Below are 18,639 nucleotides of genomic sequence, written 5' to 3'. Positions count from 1 at the left end.
ATAGAAAATAGGGGGATACTATAAAAATGAATTAAGAAAACTTTATAAGCTTATTGAAAATAAGTAAAAAATATATAAGTTGTAATTAATGGAGGGGTTTATGTTTGAATTGAAAAAATATATACAATTGCTTTCAGAGGAAAGATATAAAGAAGCTGATAAGTATAGGATAGATAATATGCCTAAAGTGATATATAAATATATAGCATTAAAATCAAGTGAATCTTATAAAGGATATAAAGATTTTGAGGATAGTATTCAGGACGATTTGAAGAAACTTGAAGCTATCAGTAGTAATAAAATATGGCTTTCAACCTGCAGTAATTTAAATGATCCATTTGAATTAAATGCCTTATACATAGATGAGGAAAGATTGAATCAGTATAATTGGCCTATAGCTGAAGTTAAGGAAATTTTTGAAGGATTTAAGGGAAGTTTTTTAATAGGTTCATTTACAACACACTTAAATGATTGTTTACCTATGTGGGCACATTATGCTAATAATCATTGTGGAATATGTGTAGAATATACTGTCATAGATCCAACAAATTTATATAAGGTATCATATGAATATTCTAGGGTTCCTATAGCTGTAATTATCACTAATATAATCAATGAATATTATTTAGAGGAAAATGAAGGGAAAGTTTGTGAAGACACAAGAAAATATATTTCAAGTTTATTACATTCTGCTTGCATAAAGGATAAATCTTGGGAATATGAGGATGAATATAGAATATTACATATAAATATCAATAAGGAGAAAAACGGAGATTTAGTAAACTTAATCGATATAGGACTGAAAATGTCAGCAATATATTTAGGGATTAATTGTAGCAAAGAACATGAAGAAAAATTAAGAAAAATTTGTAATCAGCAAAATTGTCATATTTATAGAATGGGCATTAATAATAAAGATAAAAGCTTTTCATTAATTCATCAAGAAATAAATTGATATATAAGTTTCAATTAATATCGCTACATTAAATCTATATACAGTTGATAAAACAATATAGGTTTTTAATCAGAACATATATATTATAGTTTAGATATGTTTTACGAATAAAATTTGAAGGTATTTGGAAAACTAAGGTGTGAAGTACTTAGTATAATGCTTAGAAAAATTTATAATAAGTCTATTAACTAAAAGAAAAGATGTTTCTTTTAACTACATTGGGGGTATTTTAAATGATTAAAAAATTCCTAGATACACTTATAGGCGAACCTTTACCAAATGAAAAGAGTTGCCATGAAAAGTATAATATTCCTTTTGGATTAGCAATTATGGCTAGTGATGCTGTATCATCAGTTGCTTATGCAGCAGAAGAAATACTGATTGTATTAATTGCAACAATAGGGTTAGCCGCATATCAGTGGTTGGGTTGGGTTTCACTGATGATTATTGTATTATTGGTTATCTTGACAACATCTTATATACAGATAATACGTGCATATCCTCAGGGTGGCGGTGCCTATATGGTTGCTAAAGAGAATATAAATTTAAAAGCAGGACTAGTGGCAGCGTCAGCTCTATTAGTTGACTACATATTAACGGTTGCTGTAAGTGCTAGTGCTGGTGTAGCAGCAATAGTATCTGCCTTTCCAAATTTAGGACATCATAAAGTTTTAATGGCAGTTACTATAATAATAATACTTACAATTTTGAATTTAAGAGGTGTTAGTGAGTCAGCTAAAATATTTAGTTTTCCTGCGTATCTTTTTATAGTTAGTATGATTTTTATGATAATATATGGACTAATAAAATACTCCTTATATGGAGCGCCAATGCCAATGATCCATTCTAAAGTAGTTGCGACAGAAGAGTTAAGTATTTTTCTTATTTTAAAAGCATTTTCTTCAGGATGTACTGCATTAACGGGGTTAGAAGCTGTAAGTAACTCTGTACCAAATTTTAAAGAACCAGCGCAGAAAAATGCAAAAATTGTTATGATACTTTTATCAAGCTTAATACTTTTTATATTTGGAGGTACATCGATTCTTGCAAGGTTTTATCAAAGTATACCAATTGGATATCCGACTGTAGTAGCACAAATAGCTTTTGGTGTTTTCGGGCGAAGCTTTATGTTTTATGTAATTCAATTTGCCACAGCAACAATACTTATAATGGCTTGCAATACAGCATTTACAGGTTTTCCAATGCTAATGTATACTGTTGGAAAAGATGGATATGTACCAAGGCAATTTACGGTAAGGGGAAAACGGTTAGGTTTTTCAAATGGGATAGTTGCATTAGGTTTTGTTGCATGCATATTAGTAATTGTTTTTGATGCAAAAACTCATGGATTGTTACCGTTGTATGCTGTAGGTGTATTTCTCTCATTTACATTAGCACAAACTGGTATGGTAAATCATTGGATTAAAGTTAAAGAGAAGGGATGGAGAAAGAGGGCTATTATCAATGGCTTTGGTGCCTTTATAACTGTAATAACAACTTTAATAATAGCTTATGAAAAGTTCCTTCATGGAGCATGGATGGTTATAATAGTCATTCCAGTTCTTGTTTATGCTATGCAGTCAGTAAAAAAACATTACAATAGCATTGCAACTCAGTTGGGTGTTGAAACAAAGGATTTAAAGAACTTTGATTTAAATAAGAAGATAACACATATTATAGTTGTTCCTATTGCAAGTTTAAATAAAGCTACTTTGGCGGCACTCCAGTATGCGAGGAGTTTATCACCAGATGTTATTGCATTAAATGTTTCTGCAGATAACGCTGCAATTGATAGACTAAAGTCTAGATGGAATGAATTAAATACTGATATTTTACTTGTAACAAAATACTCTACTTATAGAGCTGTTATTACACCTTTATTAGGTTACATTCATTTAATTGCTAATGCAGCATCTCCAAGTGAAAAAATTACAGTTATGATACCTCAATTTGTAACTCACGAAGGGATTGGAGAGGTGCTTCATAATCATACGGGATTTATAATTAGAGAAAGTTTAGTGAGAAATAAAAATGTTGTAGTTGCAACTTATCCATACCATTTAGAAGAAGAAGATGATTGATTATTTGTTTATGAAAATATAAAATGATTATCAGGTAAAATGATGATTATTGATAATGATAAACTAAAAGAATTCTACTTAGTTAAAAACATCGGGCTAAACCTGGTGTTTTCCTTTTGTGAAAAGTGCCAAATTACATATGTTTTTATTTAGATTTATATGATTTTTATAATTATAAGTTGACAGGTTCTTTTATTTAAAGGTAAAATGTTTTAAAGGTATCTAAAATATAACTTATAGAATATATGATAAGGAGAAGAGATATTTATGAGGCACGAAGAAAATAAAGTTACTTATAAAGATAATATAATTGCTCAATATAAGTTTGATGATCCAACAAATATTGGTAAAGATACCTCAGGAAATGGTAATGATGGTGTTGCAAAAGGTTCACAGTTACCTTTAGTTAGTAAGATTGCAGGTAAAGATGCAATAACATTTCCAGGGGGAAGCAGTGGTACATCCTATTTAAATTTACCTTCAGATTTACTTAAAGATATTAGTGATGATACTGGTGTTACTATATCTACATGGGTCTACTTTGAAAAAGCTATAAATGTATGGGAGAGAGTTTTTGATTTTGGCAAAGGAGCTACAGGACCGTATATATTTATGACTCGTAATTTGCGTGGTGTATGCTCAGCAGGAGAAGAATTAGCAGTAGATCCAGTAAAATCTTACGGGATGGGAGAATGGATTCATGTTGCTATGACTGTTATAGGTACAAAAGGAGGTACTCTAAGCAGTGCAGGACCAATTATATATATTAATGGTGAGTTAGTTGCTGATGGGTCTATAAGCCAAACATCAAGTGGTGCATATGCAAAACTTCGTCATTGGTTTAAAACCTTCGAGGATAAAGAAAACTACTCTGATAACAATATAGGTAAATCAAAATTTGATGTTGATCCAGATTTTTGTGGTTCCGTATCAGATTTTCGTGTTTATAAAGCTGGTTTAACAGAGGATGAAGTAATCGAAGTTCTATGTGAATCACTTACAGATGAAGATATAATAAAACTTGCAAAAGATAAATATTTATCTCTTGAAACAAATATTATTACAAAAGATATTATATTACCTTCATCTCTTATGGGAGGAAAAGTTTCTGTAGCTTGGAAATCAAGTGATTTAGAAGTTATTTCAAATACTGGTGAAGTAAAAGAAATTAAAACTCCTAAGGGTGTTACACTTACTGCTGTTTTAACAAAAGGAAGTTATGTTGAAGAAAAAAGCTTTTCTATATCTGTACTTCCAAAAGATTTACCTCCATATACATTGACTATTGAGGGAAATAATGAAGTTGTAGATATTAGTAAAACACTATACGGTTTATTTTATGAAGATATAAATAATGCAGCTGATGGTGGTATTTATGCAGAGTATATTCAAAATCGTTCTTTTGAGTCCTTTGTATTCGATACATACTCACAGGCTTCAGGTGAAAATGGAGTGTCAACAGGTAGGGTGCGTAAACCATTACATGCTTGGTCTGGGGATTTAGATAAGGTTATTGTACGAAATCAAGGCGGATTAAATGAATTTTTAAGCCTAGAAGATAAAGAAATAAATTCTACTTATATAACAGTATCAGACGGAGCTACAATTTATAACAGAGGCTTTGCTGATAACAACAAGAATTGCTCTATGCTTATTAAAAAGGGTGACAAGTATAATTTCACAATTTGGGCAAAAGCAGGATCTGAAGGAACGATAACATTACAATTATTAAATAAAGACAATGAATCAGTTAGTGATGTAGCAACAGTTGAAGTTGAAGGTAATAATACATGGAAAAAGTATGGTATAGATACTAAGATTTTCTTAACTGGAACAGATTCAGTTTTAGGTCAAATTGCATTAACTTTTAAAGGTGAAATATCAATTGATATGGTATCCTTAGTGCCAGAAAATGTTTGGGGTGCTACTGAAGAAGAAACATCTAAAACAGCACATGTAAATTATCTTGGAAATCCAAACTATAGATTAAGAAAAGACTTAGTACAAACATTAATGGATTTACATCCTACTTTTTTACGTTTCCCAGGCGGATGCATTTCAGAGGGATCTTATATTTGGGAAAATGTATATGATTGGAAGGAATCTGTAGGTGATGTTGAGGTTCGTAAAGAGAACTTTAATGTTTGGGGATATGTTATGACTATGGGTCTTGGTTATATGGAATATTTCCAACTTGCAGAAGATTTAAATGCAACACCGCTTCCAGTTATGGCTTGTGGTGTACTTTGTCAAGCTCGTTCAGATTATGCTAATCCAGCTGGTGGTAAGTTAAGAGATAAGTACATTAAAAACTTTACGGATTTAATTGATTTTGCTATAAGCATTGATTTTGAAAATAATCAATGGGCAGCCTTACGTAAAAAGATGGGCCATGAGCAACCATTTGATTTACACTATTTAGGAGTAGGTAATGAGAACTGGGGAACAGAATTCTTTGCAAACTTTGAAATATTTAAAGTGGCAATAGATGAATATATGGAAAAAAATTACCCAGGTTATGAATTATATATTATTTCAACAGTAGGTGCACAAGCAGATGATGATGCTTATCAAGAAGGCTGGAAATTCTTAAGCGGTAATTTAACAGGAACTGCAAAGGTAAGCTTTACTGATGGTAAGACAAGTAAAGAAGAAACAGTTTCTTGGTATAATAACCAAAAGGATTATATGGAAACTATTGCAGATGAACATTATTATCGTTCTAATGAATATCTACTTAATAATGCAGATAGATATAACTACTATTATAGATCATATAACGCAGATGGTAGCCTAAATGATGCTGAAACTTCAAAGGTATTTGTTGGAGAATATGCATCAACAGATAAAAATACCTTAGCAGGAGCTGTAGCAGAAGCAGCAATTATGACAGGCTTTGAAAATAATTCTGATGTTGTAAGATTGGCAGCAACAGCGCCATTATTTAATAAAGTTCTTACAGATGGTTCATATAGATGGACTCCAGATTGTATTTGGTTTGATGATGAAACTGTATGGCGTACTCCAAATTATTATGTTCAACAATTATTTGCTAAGTATCTTGGTACGAAGGTATTAGGAACAAGTTTTTCAACATATAAGAATGGTGAAGCTCTGGATTTAATTCCTCGTGGTGGTATTGAAATCGCAACAGGAGATGCAGAAATCCTTGTTAGAAGCATAAAGGTAGTTTCAAATATAGATGGTAATGTAATTTTTGAACAAGACTTTACAAAAGAATTAAGTTCTGCTTGGAGTGTTATTCCTGGATCAGTAGGATATAATATTGATAATGAAAAAGGACTAGTACTTAAGCCACAAAAGTCAGGTTTAAATGGTTTGTACATTATAAATGACGCATGGACAAATTACAAAGTTGAAGTAGTAGCTACTAAGATATCTGGCATTGAAGGCTTTTATGTAGGTGCTGGTTTAACAGAAATTAACCAAGATAAGAAAGATGTAATAGAGTATGCAATCGCATATAACGGCAATTCAACAGGAGTAAAAGTTTATAAAAAAGGTATTGAGGCATATAGACTAGGGGATTATTCTTCAAGCTCTGCTGCTGGAAACTTAAGAACTTCTTGTTTTGAAGAACTTTTAAATAATAAAGAGTACGCTATTACTGTAAATTATGGTGGAACTAGTGGAAAAAATCTTATTTGTTCTTACACTGATGGCGAAAGTAAAAGTAAAGTTTTAGATTATAAACTAGAAGCTTACAACAGAGATATCTTTAATTCTGTTACAAGAGATGAAAAGCATGTTTATGTTAAGTTAGTAAATGCTGATAATATTGAAAAAGTTATAAAGCTTAATTTTAAAGATTTATCAGTAAATGAAATAGGAAAGATGATAATATTAACAGGAGATTCTTCTATTGTTCATGTACCAAATGTTAACAGAAAAAATGAAGAATACGTTACTCCAAAAGAATATGAAGTGAAGTTAACTGATAAGTCAGCAGTATTAACACTTCCAGCAAATTCAGTTAATGTATTAGTTTTTGAACTTTAGAACATTTACTGTAGTATAAACTAGATTCTTATAAAAAAACTTTTTGTAAAATATAGACTGAAGGTTCTAATTAACAATTATATGTTTGTTAATTAGAACTTTTTTTAAACTTAAATATTAAAGGTTAGAGATTTATAATACATTTGTTTTTGTGTAAGATAACGGATAATCCCGTAGTTAGAGTAATCGTTATATATTAAGGAGAAACATGAAGCATTACTGGGGAAATGTAATATTGATAGAGAAATATAATGAAAATCTCAATTAATAGTAAAAAGGGAAAATGAATTTAGTAATAAAAAATTACATAAAAAGTATATATTACTGATGGAATAAATGAAAAAATATGGTATAATTCAAATATAAAATATAGTATTTATAACATGTATTAACAGTCTAGGAGGACTTTTAAATGGAAGAAATGAAAACTTTAGATTCTACTCAATATTCAAAGGTTTGTTCAGAAAAGGTATTTTTAAGTAAAGTAATTAAGAATGCAGAAATGTCTGGGGTCAAAGCTACCTATGCAAGATTAATACTATTTAATACCTTACAGAAACCATTTACACCTAAATGGGCAAAAACAATAATCATTAATGCTTTAGGTGATTTTGCAACATCAATAAGTAAAAACCCCAATACATTTCCAGTTCCAGGGAGTATTGATGATTTAAGAACTTTAGCATTAGCACTTGTGGCAGTTGATATGTTTATTGATACGGAAGTTAAACAAAAATCCAAGCTAAAATTGAAAGAAGAGTTTCAAGAATATGATGAAAGTTTGATAGAGGATATTGATAATAGAATTTAATCTTAGAATTTAATCTTAGTAGAAAGATCATATATATGTTTATTAATTTAACCTGTTGTGCTAGCAGATAAGTTTTCATTAAAAGGATATTTATACCATGATTTTAGGCAGTCCTATCCTATTGTCTCATATACTGTTTTTGGAAATTATTATCCGAATACTAATTCTTTAATCTTTGATATTTCTATACCTATATTAAAAAATTTATTTATAAAATAGCAAAGATTATGAGCTAATATTTTATTTGATATTCTTGTGGCAAATCCCCAAGTTGATTTTGTAAGAACCCTCTGCATATTTAATTGCTCGGAGAGCTGAGAAAAAGTAGTTTCTACTCTACGACGAGCCTTGAATATCAACTGCCTAAAAGGTTTTAAAAGTTTAGTTTTACTATTGTTACGATTTATTGTTAAAAGACGAATGTACCTTGTTTCTTTTAATTGCGAAGCAACTTTTTGACCTATATATCCTTTATCACCTATTAGTATATCAATCTCTGAATTAGCTGTGAGTTCCCAGACGACATCTCTGTCATCAATATTTGCTGCTGTTACAGTAAAATCTGTGATATAGCCATCGAGGGCTACTAAAGCATGTAATTTGAATCCATAATATGTTTCTTTTTTCGAAGCGCATCGCCCGTAGGCAGCCTCCGGCTTAAAAGCTTTATGGAAATGAGCTCTCCCAAACTTACACACAGGAATTGGCATACTATCTGCAATTCTCATTCGGTCATATTGATAGTTAAGAAATTTCGTTAACTCTTTACGAATTTCATCAATGACTCGAAATAATGACTTTCTAACTCTATGAAACCTCGGCCTACTACAAAAGTTGGGAAATAAGTCTCGTAGGTTTTTAGAGCAAAATCCAAACCATGCTTTTTCAGAGTCAATGGTTAAGAGTTCACCTACTAAAGAAATCGTAATTATTTCGCTATCAGTCATTACTGATTTAGCGATGTTACGACGATTTTTAATAAATGTTGGAGTTACTTTTTGGTAAAAGTCATCAATTATAACATAAGTGACAACAATAAAATCTTTTAAGTCATTTATTGTTATGGTAGAATCTTTATTAAACTCTGGCATATAGGTTAGCCTCCTATCATTAGATTAGTGGTGTTTTTTAATGATAGGTTAGCAAATATGCTGGAGTTTTTCTATTTGTAAGTATTGCCAGCGTATTTAACTAGCACAACGGGTTAATTTACTCAATACATATAAAGAGTTCGTATTAGTTATATTTTGCTGTGTTTAAATAAAAACCACTGATTAGCATGTTTTTAATTGCTGATCAGTGGTTTTTATTTATAAATGTAGCTACTGATAAAGAATGTAATAAAAATATAGACCAGACAATATACATATTTAGGAATCTTAATTAATCTTGTTAAAAAGCAAGTTATAATCCGTGGATGATATGTTTAACCAAGAAAAATACTCAATTGGAATCTGTTTTACTGAAACCTGAAGTGATAAAGGGGGAATTGTATGAAGGAAGTAGTATTAGAAAAGTTAGATCTATTAGGAGAATCACCTATAGAATTGAATTATAAGAATACAAAAAAAATATATCAATATATGCCTGTACCTAATAATTATAAGATATATTGGGCAGATATGAGCTTTGGTAATAATCCATTAGGAATAGTTATTACTGATAATGGAATAGTTACAAAATACCAACAAAGTGAAAAAGAAATAAATAAAAAAGGTAAGAGTGAAAATGTTAAAAAAGAACTATTTCGGATACTAAGATGGGACCATGTAGAGGTTAATAAATTTCAACTTAAACTACATGAAGGAAGATTAAAAATATATTATCACAGTGATTTGTTAATTGAAATGGACAATAACAATAATGTTGTTAAATATTTTAATGAGATGAAAAAGGAAATAGAAAAATACACTTTAGAATTCAATGATGGATTAAGTTTATTTTCAGATATAAATAAGGAATCAACAAAGGAAGCAATAGATACAGTCATAAAAATAAATAATGACGTAAGTAGCATCGATAGTTTTAAAGGTGATGTCAAAATTCAAACTTACTATTGTGAGAGTGCTGAGAAGTTTATAAATCAATTCTTTAATGAAGAAAATGATTTTTTACTTTGTGATAGTAAGCAAAAGGTGAAAAATATTAGGATTGAAGTTCCTAAAGATATATATATAGAAGTTGTTAAGCTTATGTCAGAAAAGATTAAAGAAGGTATGATTCCAGGGATAACAAGCTCAAAAGAAGCAATTAATATTGTGAGAAAAGGAAAATTAACGTATAGACAGGCAAAAAATATTGCTAAGTCACGTATCTTTAAAGAAATATCATATGATGAAGAGCATGGTACAGTAAATTGTTATTTTGAATTAGGAATGACTTTTTTAGTTGCTTGGAATACTGCTAGGTCAGTAGGGAAAAAAAATGAGGAGGCACTACAATATGCTTTAGCGACTGGGATTGAAGTGTTTGGAATTTCATTTATTGATTCCTTTATAGATGCTCAGATATCGGCTTCTTCAATAAATGAGATAGTAAAAGAACTTAGTGATTATATTGTAGAAAAAATAGGTCATAAAGCAACTCATGCTGTTGTACATTCGATTAGAGAAGTAGCTGGAAAACACTTAATTATTAGAGGTAGCTTAGGAAAACACTTAGTGAAGGTTTTCCGGCTAAATGCAATTGTTCAAGCGTTGACATTTATTATTTTTTCAGTGCCAAATACATATCGAGTACTGAATAAAAGAATATCTGGGAGTCAATACCTTAAAAATATTTCCTCATTAATGGGGGGAATGATAGCAGCTGGATTTGGAGTTTGGGGAGCGTCTTTTGCTACATCAGAGATAGCAATAGATTTGGGAACTACAGCGGAACCAATGGTATCTACTGTTGGGTTTGTCGCAGGGGCAGTTGCTGGAATAACAGGAAGTGATATAACAAAAGTAATAGGTGACTTGATTGTTGAAGATGATAAAGTTAGACTTACTAGAATGTATAATGAAATCATAAATCATTTAATTATTGATTATATGTTAACAGAAAAAGAAATACATTTATTAGTTTCTAGGCTAAATGAAATTGATAATAGAGCAATTAATAAGATGTTTAAGGAGTTGTTGGCAAGTAATAATCAAGAAAATCACATAATTGATTATGTTGATAATTATTTTTACAATATTGTAAAAACACGACCAATGCTACAAGTGCCAAGGGAAGAAGAGATAATTAGTGCACTAAAGCTTATGAAAGTTAATTTTTAGTTAGCTGATGTTAAAAAACTTTGTAATATTAATAAAATTGATGCAATTCCTATAGAATAAACCTAAAATTAGGCTTAATATGGTATAATGGAAGTAAAGAGTAATTTAAAACTTATGAAGGTGAGAGGATAATTACAATGGATGAATATGAAATACTAACTTCTAATGAATATTCAAAAGCTTATTCAGAAAAATCATTTTTTGATAAATTAATAAAAAATGCCAAAAAAGCAGGAATTAAGGTAGTTTATGCTGGTTTGATCCTTTTCTACACAATGAAGAAGCCGTTAACACCTAAGTGGGCAAAAGCAACGATACTAGGTGCATTAGGTTATTTTATATCACCAATCGATGCTATTGTTGATATAACTCCAGTTGCTGGTTATACTGATGATTTAGGTGCTTTAATATTGGCTATTGCGGCAGTTGCTATATTTATTGATGATAAAGTAAAGGATAAAGCAAGAACAAAATTAAGAGAATGGTTTGGTAATTTTGATGATAGTTTATTAGAAGATATAAATAAGAAAATCGATAGTAGTAAATAGATTTTTGCATTTAGAGGAGGGTATCAAGGAATAGTATGCACTTGGGACACCTCCTTCTATATTATGTAATTTTAAAGTTCAGTACTAATTATTCGGATAAAACTTAAAGAGTTTATTGTATTAAATTAATTCTATAATAAATTAGAAAGGGGATATTATGTTTATTAGGACGAATCCTAAAGGGGAGGTATACAGAGATTTAATTGATTTAGCTTTTGAAATTTGCGATACGTTTATTTTAGTAGTCAGAAATGATATAAGTACCACGGAGAATGTAGATTATGTTTTGGAGAAATTAAATCCCTCTTTGAAAGAAGTTAAAAAGCAATTTCAATGGGCAAGTATAATAGTTTGCAGTGATATATCAGCGTCAGTATATTATTATCACACTGATGATAATGCTAAAAAAATATTAAAGGAATCGGCTAATTCTCTTCATCAATGGGTTCAACCAAATTTACCAGAAGATTTATCTTTTATAAAGAATAATGAACTTTGGTTGTCAAATACTGCTCATGAATATGAGAGTTATATTCTAACGGATGATAGTGAGGAAATTTTAAAGATATGGAATATTAAGGGGTTAGATATACAATTCAGCTAAAGGGATAGAAAAATAAATTATACTTTTGATGTTGAAACATCGCTTTCAGAAAAGGTAGATAATATTATTATGCCGCAAATAGCAAAAGTGTCCATAAGGATATGACTAAAGTAGCATTGTTGGACATTTACAGATATACATTTAGATAGGTGGTGGGGCTATGTTAAGATTAAGACCGTATAAAATAAGCGATGCGAAGTATATGATTAATTGGATAAAGGATGAAAAAACTTTTGCTAAGTGGTGTGCAAATTTAATTCCTTATCCATTAACAGAAGAAGTATTACATGAATATAGAAATAAATACGAAGATGATACGGAAAAATTTCTGTTTACTGCAATAAATGAAATAGGAACTCCTTTAGGTCATTTTTTAATGAAAATGGTTGATAATGAAGAACGGGTTCATTTATGTTTTGTCATAGTTGATTCTTCAAAAAGAAATAAAGGATATGGCAAAGAAATGCTTAAGTTAGCAATAACATATGCTTTTAAAATATTGAAAGTTTCAAAGGTAACATTGTCTGTGTTTGATAACAATCCTATAGCGTATAATTGTTATAAAGCTCTTGGATTTATTGAAGAACCAGGTAAAGAAAAAGAATTTTTGTATAAGGATGAGGCTTGGAATACATATTATATGTCTTTAAGTGCCAAATGAATAGATGTAGTAGAATGTTACAACAAATAAAAGATGAGTAAAAAACTATTTAATAACTTGAAAAGATATAAATATTCAAAAGCTATTTAATTAACATATTTTAGTGTTAATTAAATAGCTTTTATTTTAGAAAAATAAAGCTGTACGTTTATAATACAAGGGTTAATAAATTTTAGAATAGAGTTACAGCAGTATTATTGATAAATTTTATTAGACTGATACATTTCATACTCTCACAATATAAAACATATAGAATATTATATAACGTAAGGAGGCGGTAAAGTGGAGAATGATTTTTTGAAAGGTATAGACTCCTTATTTGATAATAATAAAGAAATTATCAATAAGTTAGAGGAAGAAAAAAGAATATTAGAGAGCCTATTCTTAGATAATCGCATTCCAGAAGAACTAAAGAAAGATATTTTGGAACCGTATAGTGCTCTTGCTGAAGTTATTGATAAGCGAGTGGAGATATACAGATCATTAAAGCAAGTAAAGGAAATTCCTAATTTGGTAGGACTTTTATACAATGAAGCAAAGCAGAAATATACAAATAGTATATTAAAAAATCTTCAACACTTATCTGAAAAAAGAGGAATTAATATAATATGTTTTACTCTATCAAATGTTAATATTCAAGAAAATTTAGTCGAAGGGTTGTTAGTTGTAGGTTCTTTAATAACACATCAGACCGTTTCCATACCAGGGTGCATTTTTAATATAGGTCAGTTTTTTAAAGTTACAAATATTAATAAAGTTAAGCAATTATATCAGCTATATGGAGTGAAGGTTATAAACTCTGTAAATATTTTTAATCAAGCCGTTGTTTTTGATGTTTTGTCTGCAGTACCAGCTATTAAAGAATGTATTCCTCAAGTTTCATCTCTTACACCTTCAATAATGACAAAATATCTTGAAACTTCGGATACTCTATTTTTGTTACCAGAAAGAGGTCTATATAATAGACCAGCTGTAAAAGTTCAAAAATATTCTTCAAGCAAAAGGAGTAACTGTAGTATAGAAACGGGTGGTAATATTCAATACTGTAGTGAGAAAAATTTATATACTTATGTAAAGAAAATGATAGGTAGTAAAAAGTATTTAGCAATACAAGGGAAGAAAACTTTGCTTTGGAATGGATCGCCTTTAGAAGCAAGAGTATATATTCAGAAGGGTATAACTGGAAAATGGAGTGTTACAGAAATCATTGCAAAAAATGAAATATTTCTTAAAGATTCCACGTATAAATCCACAGTTGATGAATTTGAGAAAACGCTTATAGATATTGTTCCAGATAAAATAGAGGATATAATGCAGAGTTTACAAAATTATTCTCTTAATATATGTTCCTATTTGGATTATTATTTTATATATCTTGGAAGTTGTATTTTAGATTTTGTTATAGATGAGAAATGTAAACCTTTTCTATTGAACTTTGGCGGATGGGATCTAAAGGATTATCTTTTTAGATTAAATGGCAAACAGAGTTGGGAGAAGTATCTTTTAAATTCTGTTGATTACTTGGTATATCTTAATGAAAGCGAGAATCAGGATGGAAGCATTATATGATATGGATAAAAGTTATAAAACAAGATATTTCTGATGATACTATATATCTTCCAAAAAAAGTAGCAGAGAAACTTCCAAAAGAAGTAACACTTCAATTTGGATTAAAAGAAATTAAGGTTAACCTCTGCGAAATAGAAAAGTCTTCTATAGATAAAAAAAACTCTTTTGAAGATTCTATTGAAGTTCTATGTGGGAAAGACATAATACAAAAATTATATATAAAAGAAAGCCTGATTTACCAAATGATATATAAGGATGAAACTTTGTATATTGGACCGGTGATAGGTCTTTTGCTTGGTGAACAAAGTTATTATTATCATAATAGAAATATGCAAGGCTTTACTAGAGGAATGGATATTTATAATGAAATTGGAGGACTGTTTATTGCATTCAAAGATATATCTATTGATTGGAATAGTATGGTTATAAATGGTCTTTACTATGATAATGAGGTTATGGAGTGGAGATATGGAACGCTACCGTTTCCTTCAGTGGTTTTTAGGAGGGCTTTTTATACAAGTCAGAAGGTTGTAGATGAATTAAAGCGTCTTACAGGAAATAGAGTATTTAATTCTACAAGGTTTGATAAATGGGAGATGCATAAGATATTAGAAAGACATAAGAATTTTCAGGAATATCTTCCCGAAACTAAGGAACTTATAGACATTAAGTTTTTTCATAATTTTATGAATAAATATAGCGATGTTATTTTAAAGCCAGCAGGGTTATCAAGGGGAAGAGGAATATGTTTTGTACACAGAATTAATGATAATTTTGGTATATACGATTATAGAATTTCTGATAATCCAAGGTTTTATATAGTGGACAAAACTAGTGCTGATGAATTCATTGAAAATAATTTTATTCAGAAGAATTATATTATTCAAGAACAAGTTAAATTAGCTACAATAAACGGTGCGCCTTTTGATATTCGTATTGTAATTGGAAAAAATGAGGATAAGCGTTGGCGCTGTAGAGGCATAGAATGTAGAAAAGCAGGGGCAAAAAATAAGATAACTAATATCTCCAGAGGGGGCCAAGCACTGAGTATTAATAATGCTATGAGGCTTGCATTTGGCCCTTGTATTGATACAAATAAAATTAGAAATGAACTTATTTCTGTTGCATTAAAATTTTGTGAAATAATGGATAACAGTGGTGAACATTTCGCAGAATTTGGACTTGATTTTGCCATAGACCCTAATAAGCATTATTGGTTTATTGAAGCAAATGTAAGACCAGTTTTTAGAGGTTTTAAGCATATGGACTATGAAAATTATCTTCATATAAGACACATGCCATTACTATATGCTGCATCTTTAGCTGGTTTTGGGAAAGGTGCAAGAGATAGCGAACCAAAGGCAATGTTATAAGATAGATGTATCTAGCTGTATAGTTTCTTTGGTGGGATTTTGAAGGGGTGAAATGACGTGAAGCCTAGGTATAAAGTTATAATGGAACTCGAAAGTGAGGGAAATATATCAATTAGTCCAATTCTTGCGCAGAGAATAGGAATTGAGAACAGAAAAATTATATATGTGAAGTTTGGAATAAAATCTTATGAAGTTAAATTAAATGTATCTAATAATGTAGGAAAAGATGAAATATTACTATCGAAGGATATAATTGAATATTTAAAATTACCTTTATTTATATTCTATGAAGTGGTTTTTAATAAAGGTGAAATTATCATGGGACCATTTATAGGAATGCTCACAGAAAAAAGTGAAGAAAGGTTAAAAGAAATTATTAATAATCTTAAAAGCTATGTTTATGGATATGAAGAAATTGGCGGCGCAATTTTAATTTTTTCAACAGAAGGAATTGATCAAAGTTCCCAAACTATACGAGGTTTTATTTTTAATCCGGAGACAGAAAGCTTTGAAGAAGGAACTTATTATTATCCGGCTTCTATTTTTAAAAGAGTAGGAATGGTAAAGGAATTAAGAAATCATTTTCGCACATTTTTAGGAGATACTTTATTTAATAACTATATATTCAATAAGTGGGAAGCTCATAAGTGGCTTTGGTGCTTTGACAATGTAAAGAATCATCTTCCATATACAATATTATACGAAGTTCCAAAGGATATAAGAGATTTTTTAGCCGAATATGATACGGCTTATATAAAACCTATATATGGAAGCCAAGGTGTAGGTATAGTTAAAGTAAGGAAAAGGGGTAAGTGGTTTTTTGCTAATTATAACTGCCAAGGACAAGAAAAAGAAGAATGTTTTAAAACCATTGAAGAACTTAATACTTTTTTGAAAAGAAATATCAGTAAAAGTAGATTCATTATTCAAAAGGCATTGGATTTAATAGCTACTGACGAGAAAACTATTGATTTTAGGGCATTAATTGTAAAAGATCATTATGGAGAGTGGCGTGATATTGGAATAATCGCAAGACATGGTGTTAAGGGAAGTATAACCAGCAATATATCTACTGGTGGAAGTGCAGAACTTGCACAAATTACTTTAAAGAATATCTTAAAACTGACAGATGAAGAAGTAAGCAAGTTTAGGAAACGAATGAGTACTATAGCTATAAATGCTGCAAGAGGATTAGAGGAAAGTGGAATAAGTTGTGGCAATTTAGGGGTAGATTTAGGAGTAGATTTAAATGGAGATGTGTGGATTGTCGAGATAAATAATAGAGATCCGAACCATACGATTGCATTAGATGCTAAAGATAGGCAAATGTTTTTTAAAGTAAGGTTACAAAATATGTTATATGCTAAAAAACTTGCTGGCTTTTAGGGGGATGTGATTACGGATGTATATAAAGTATTTCTCAAATAGCTTAAAAAATGAAGTGTTTTTTTCAAAGCAGATGTTAAGTAAATTTCAGGTTATCCCGAGGAAGGTTATTTTAAATATTGGAATATGGAGACGAGAGGTCGAAGTAAAATTTAAAGATGACCTGGAATTTAATACCATTGGAATTTCTAAATATATGATAAAAGATTTCACTCTATTAGATTCAGTAGAATATGAAATACGTATGGAAGGACGTAATTTGCATATAGGTCCTGTTATAGCCTATTTAGTAGAAACTAAAAAAGAAAATATTTCTTCTAAGGATTTTCAGCGTATGCAAAATTATTATATTAATTATAAGGATATAAAAGGAATTTTATATTTTTGTGCAGCGGATCAAATTAATATTGAAAATAGAACTATTGGTGGATATTACTATGATAATAGCGGTGAAAATGATCAAGGCCAATGGAAAGAAGCGATATTTCCATATCCAGGGGTCATGATAAAAAAAAGATATATGCCTCCAAAAGTTAATGAAGATATAATAGATAAATTAGGAGATAAAATTTTCAACTCTTTCTTTTTTACTAAGTGGGATATGTGGGAGTTACTTTCACCATATGAAAATGTGAGAGAAAGCTTACCATATACAGAAAAGCTTAGTAACATACAAGCACTAGATAGAATGATAGAAAAATTTGATACTATTTATTTAAAACAGGTAAGAGGATATCAATCTAAAGGAATCTTAAAAGTAGAAAAATCTCAAGGAGGTTATAGCTTTATAGATATATTAGAAGGACCAACGACTATAAGTAATCCACAGGAAGTAGATAAATTTATTAATGAATTAAATGAAGAAAAAGCTTACATTATGCAACAAGGAATAAAGTTAAAAAAGTATCATGATAGAATGTTTGATTTAAGAGTTATCCTTCAAAAGGATAAAAGTATGGAGTGGAGTTTAACAGGGATTATTGCACGCTTTGGTAAAAAAGGAAGTATTGCTACGAAAATTTCCGGAGGCGGATTTGCATTGACAGGGTACGAGGCGCTTAAAAGAGTATTTAAGATGAATGAAAAAGAAGCATTTTTAAAACAAGAAGAGATTGCTCACATATGTATTGAAGCGTGTAAGAAGCTTGAAGGTGTTGGAAATTATGGTGATGTGGGGATTGATGTGATGGTAGATGAAAATAGAAAGGTATGGATCCTTGAAATAAATAAAACTCATGATCATAGATTTCCACTGTATTCAATAGAAGATACTGAAATGTATCATAAGGTTGTAAGTAAGCCATTGGAATATGCCAAAGCTCTTGCCGGATTTTAGGATTATTTTTTAAAAAACTTATATCTTTA

Annotated in this window: 13 protein-coding genes; 12 read left to right on the top strand and 1 reads right to left on the bottom strand. The window is 30.0% G+C overall.

Annotated features, from left to right (window positions below; genetic code table 11):
* Positions 1-100 precede the first annotated feature (100 nt).
* The 4 genes from CLOCEL_RS12810 to CLOCEL_RS12795 all read left to right on the top strand — a co-directional run bounded on the left by CLOCEL_RS12810 (position 101) and on the right by CLOCEL_RS12795 (position 7,867).
* A complete protein-coding gene (locus CLOCEL_RS12810) occupies positions 101-955 on the top strand; it encodes a DUF2971 domain-containing protein (protein ID WP_010075537.1) in 855 nt (284 codons plus the stop codon).
* Positions 956-1,188: 233 nt separating this feature from the next.
* Complete coding sequence (locus CLOCEL_RS12805) at positions 1,189-3,036, top strand: APC family permease (RefSeq protein ID WP_010075536.1); 1,848 nt, start codon at positions 1,189-1,191, stop codon at positions 3,034-3,036.
* A 267-nt stretch (positions 3,037-3,303) separates the two neighbouring features.
* Entirely contained in the window at positions 3,304-7,056 is a 3,753-nt protein-coding gene (locus tag CLOCEL_RS12800) for an alpha-L-arabinofuranosidase C-terminal domain-containing protein (protein WP_010075535.1), read from the top strand.
* 412 nt (positions 7,057-7,468) lie between these two features.
* Positions 7,469-7,867 (top strand): hypothetical protein, encoded by a 399-nt coding sequence (locus CLOCEL_RS12795; RefSeq protein ID WP_010075534.1) that lies wholly within the window; start codon positions 7,469-7,471, stop codon positions 7,865-7,867.
* 149 nt (positions 7,868-8,016) lie between these two features.
* On the opposite strand, the gene CLOCEL_RS12790 is transcribed toward CLOCEL_RS12795, so the two are convergent.
* Positions 8,017-8,958 carry an IS982 family transposase gene (locus CLOCEL_RS12790; RefSeq protein ID WP_010077629.1) on the bottom strand — a complete coding sequence of 314 codons (942 nt, stop codon included), beginning with the start codon at positions 8,956-8,958 and terminating at the stop codon, positions 8,017-8,019.
* Positions 8,959-9,360: 402 nt separating this feature from the next.
* Between CLOCEL_RS12790 and CLOCEL_RS12785 the strand changes: the two genes are divergently transcribed.
* The 8 genes from CLOCEL_RS12785 to CLOCEL_RS12750 all read left to right on the top strand — a co-directional run bounded on the left by CLOCEL_RS12785 (position 9,361) and on the right by CLOCEL_RS12750 (position 18,610).
* The gene (locus tag CLOCEL_RS12785; RefSeq protein WP_010075533.1) at positions 9,361-11,133 is read left to right on the top strand and encodes a hypothetical protein; all 1,773 of its coding nucleotides are present in this window, start codon (positions 9,361-9,363) and stop codon (positions 11,131-11,133) included.
* A 137-nt stretch (positions 11,134-11,270) separates the two neighbouring features.
* A complete protein-coding gene (locus CLOCEL_RS12780) occupies positions 11,271-11,681 on the top strand; it encodes a YkvA family protein (protein ID WP_010075532.1) in 411 nt (136 codons plus the stop codon).
* A gap of 157 nt (positions 11,682-11,838) precedes the next feature.
* Positions 11,839-12,285, top strand: a complete 447-nt coding sequence (locus CLOCEL_RS12775) for a hypothetical protein (protein WP_010075531.1) — start codon at positions 11,839-11,841, stop codon at positions 12,283-12,285.
* 160 nt (positions 12,286-12,445) lie between these two features.
* Positions 12,446-12,946, top strand: a complete 501-nt coding sequence (locus CLOCEL_RS12770; RefSeq protein ID WP_010075530.1) for a GNAT family N-acetyltransferase — start codon at positions 12,446-12,448, stop codon at positions 12,944-12,946.
* A gap of 282 nt (positions 12,947-13,228) precedes the next feature.
* Entirely contained in the window at positions 13,229-14,515 is a 1,287-nt protein-coding gene (locus tag CLOCEL_RS12765; protein WP_010075529.1) for a YheC/YheD family protein, read from the top strand.
* Entirely contained in the window at positions 14,512-15,888 is a 1,377-nt protein-coding gene (locus CLOCEL_RS12760; protein ID WP_010075528.1) for a YheC/YheD family endospore coat-associated protein, read from the top strand. The genes CLOCEL_RS12765 and CLOCEL_RS12760 overlap by 4 nt, the downstream gene beginning before the upstream one ends.
* Positions 15,889-15,969: 81 nt before the next feature.
* Complete coding sequence (locus tag CLOCEL_RS12755) at positions 15,970-17,274, top strand: YheC/YheD family endospore coat-associated protein (RefSeq protein WP_013291777.1); 1,305 nt, start codon at positions 15,970-15,972, stop codon at positions 17,272-17,274.
* Positions 17,275-17,290: 16 nt separating this feature from the next.
* Positions 17,291-18,610 (top strand): YheC/YheD family endospore coat-associated protein, encoded by a 1,320-nt coding sequence (locus tag CLOCEL_RS12750; RefSeq protein WP_010075526.1) that lies wholly within the window; start codon positions 17,291-17,293, stop codon positions 18,608-18,610.
* Positions 18,611-18,639 lie beyond the last annotated feature (29 nt).

The sequence above is a fragment of the Clostridium cellulovorans 743B genome (assembly GCF_000145275.1).
Taxonomy (GTDB): Bacteria; Bacillota; Clostridia; order Clostridiales; family Clostridiaceae; genus Clostridium_K; species Clostridium_K cellulovorans.
This window is presented reverse-complemented; position numbering and strand designations above follow the sequence as displayed.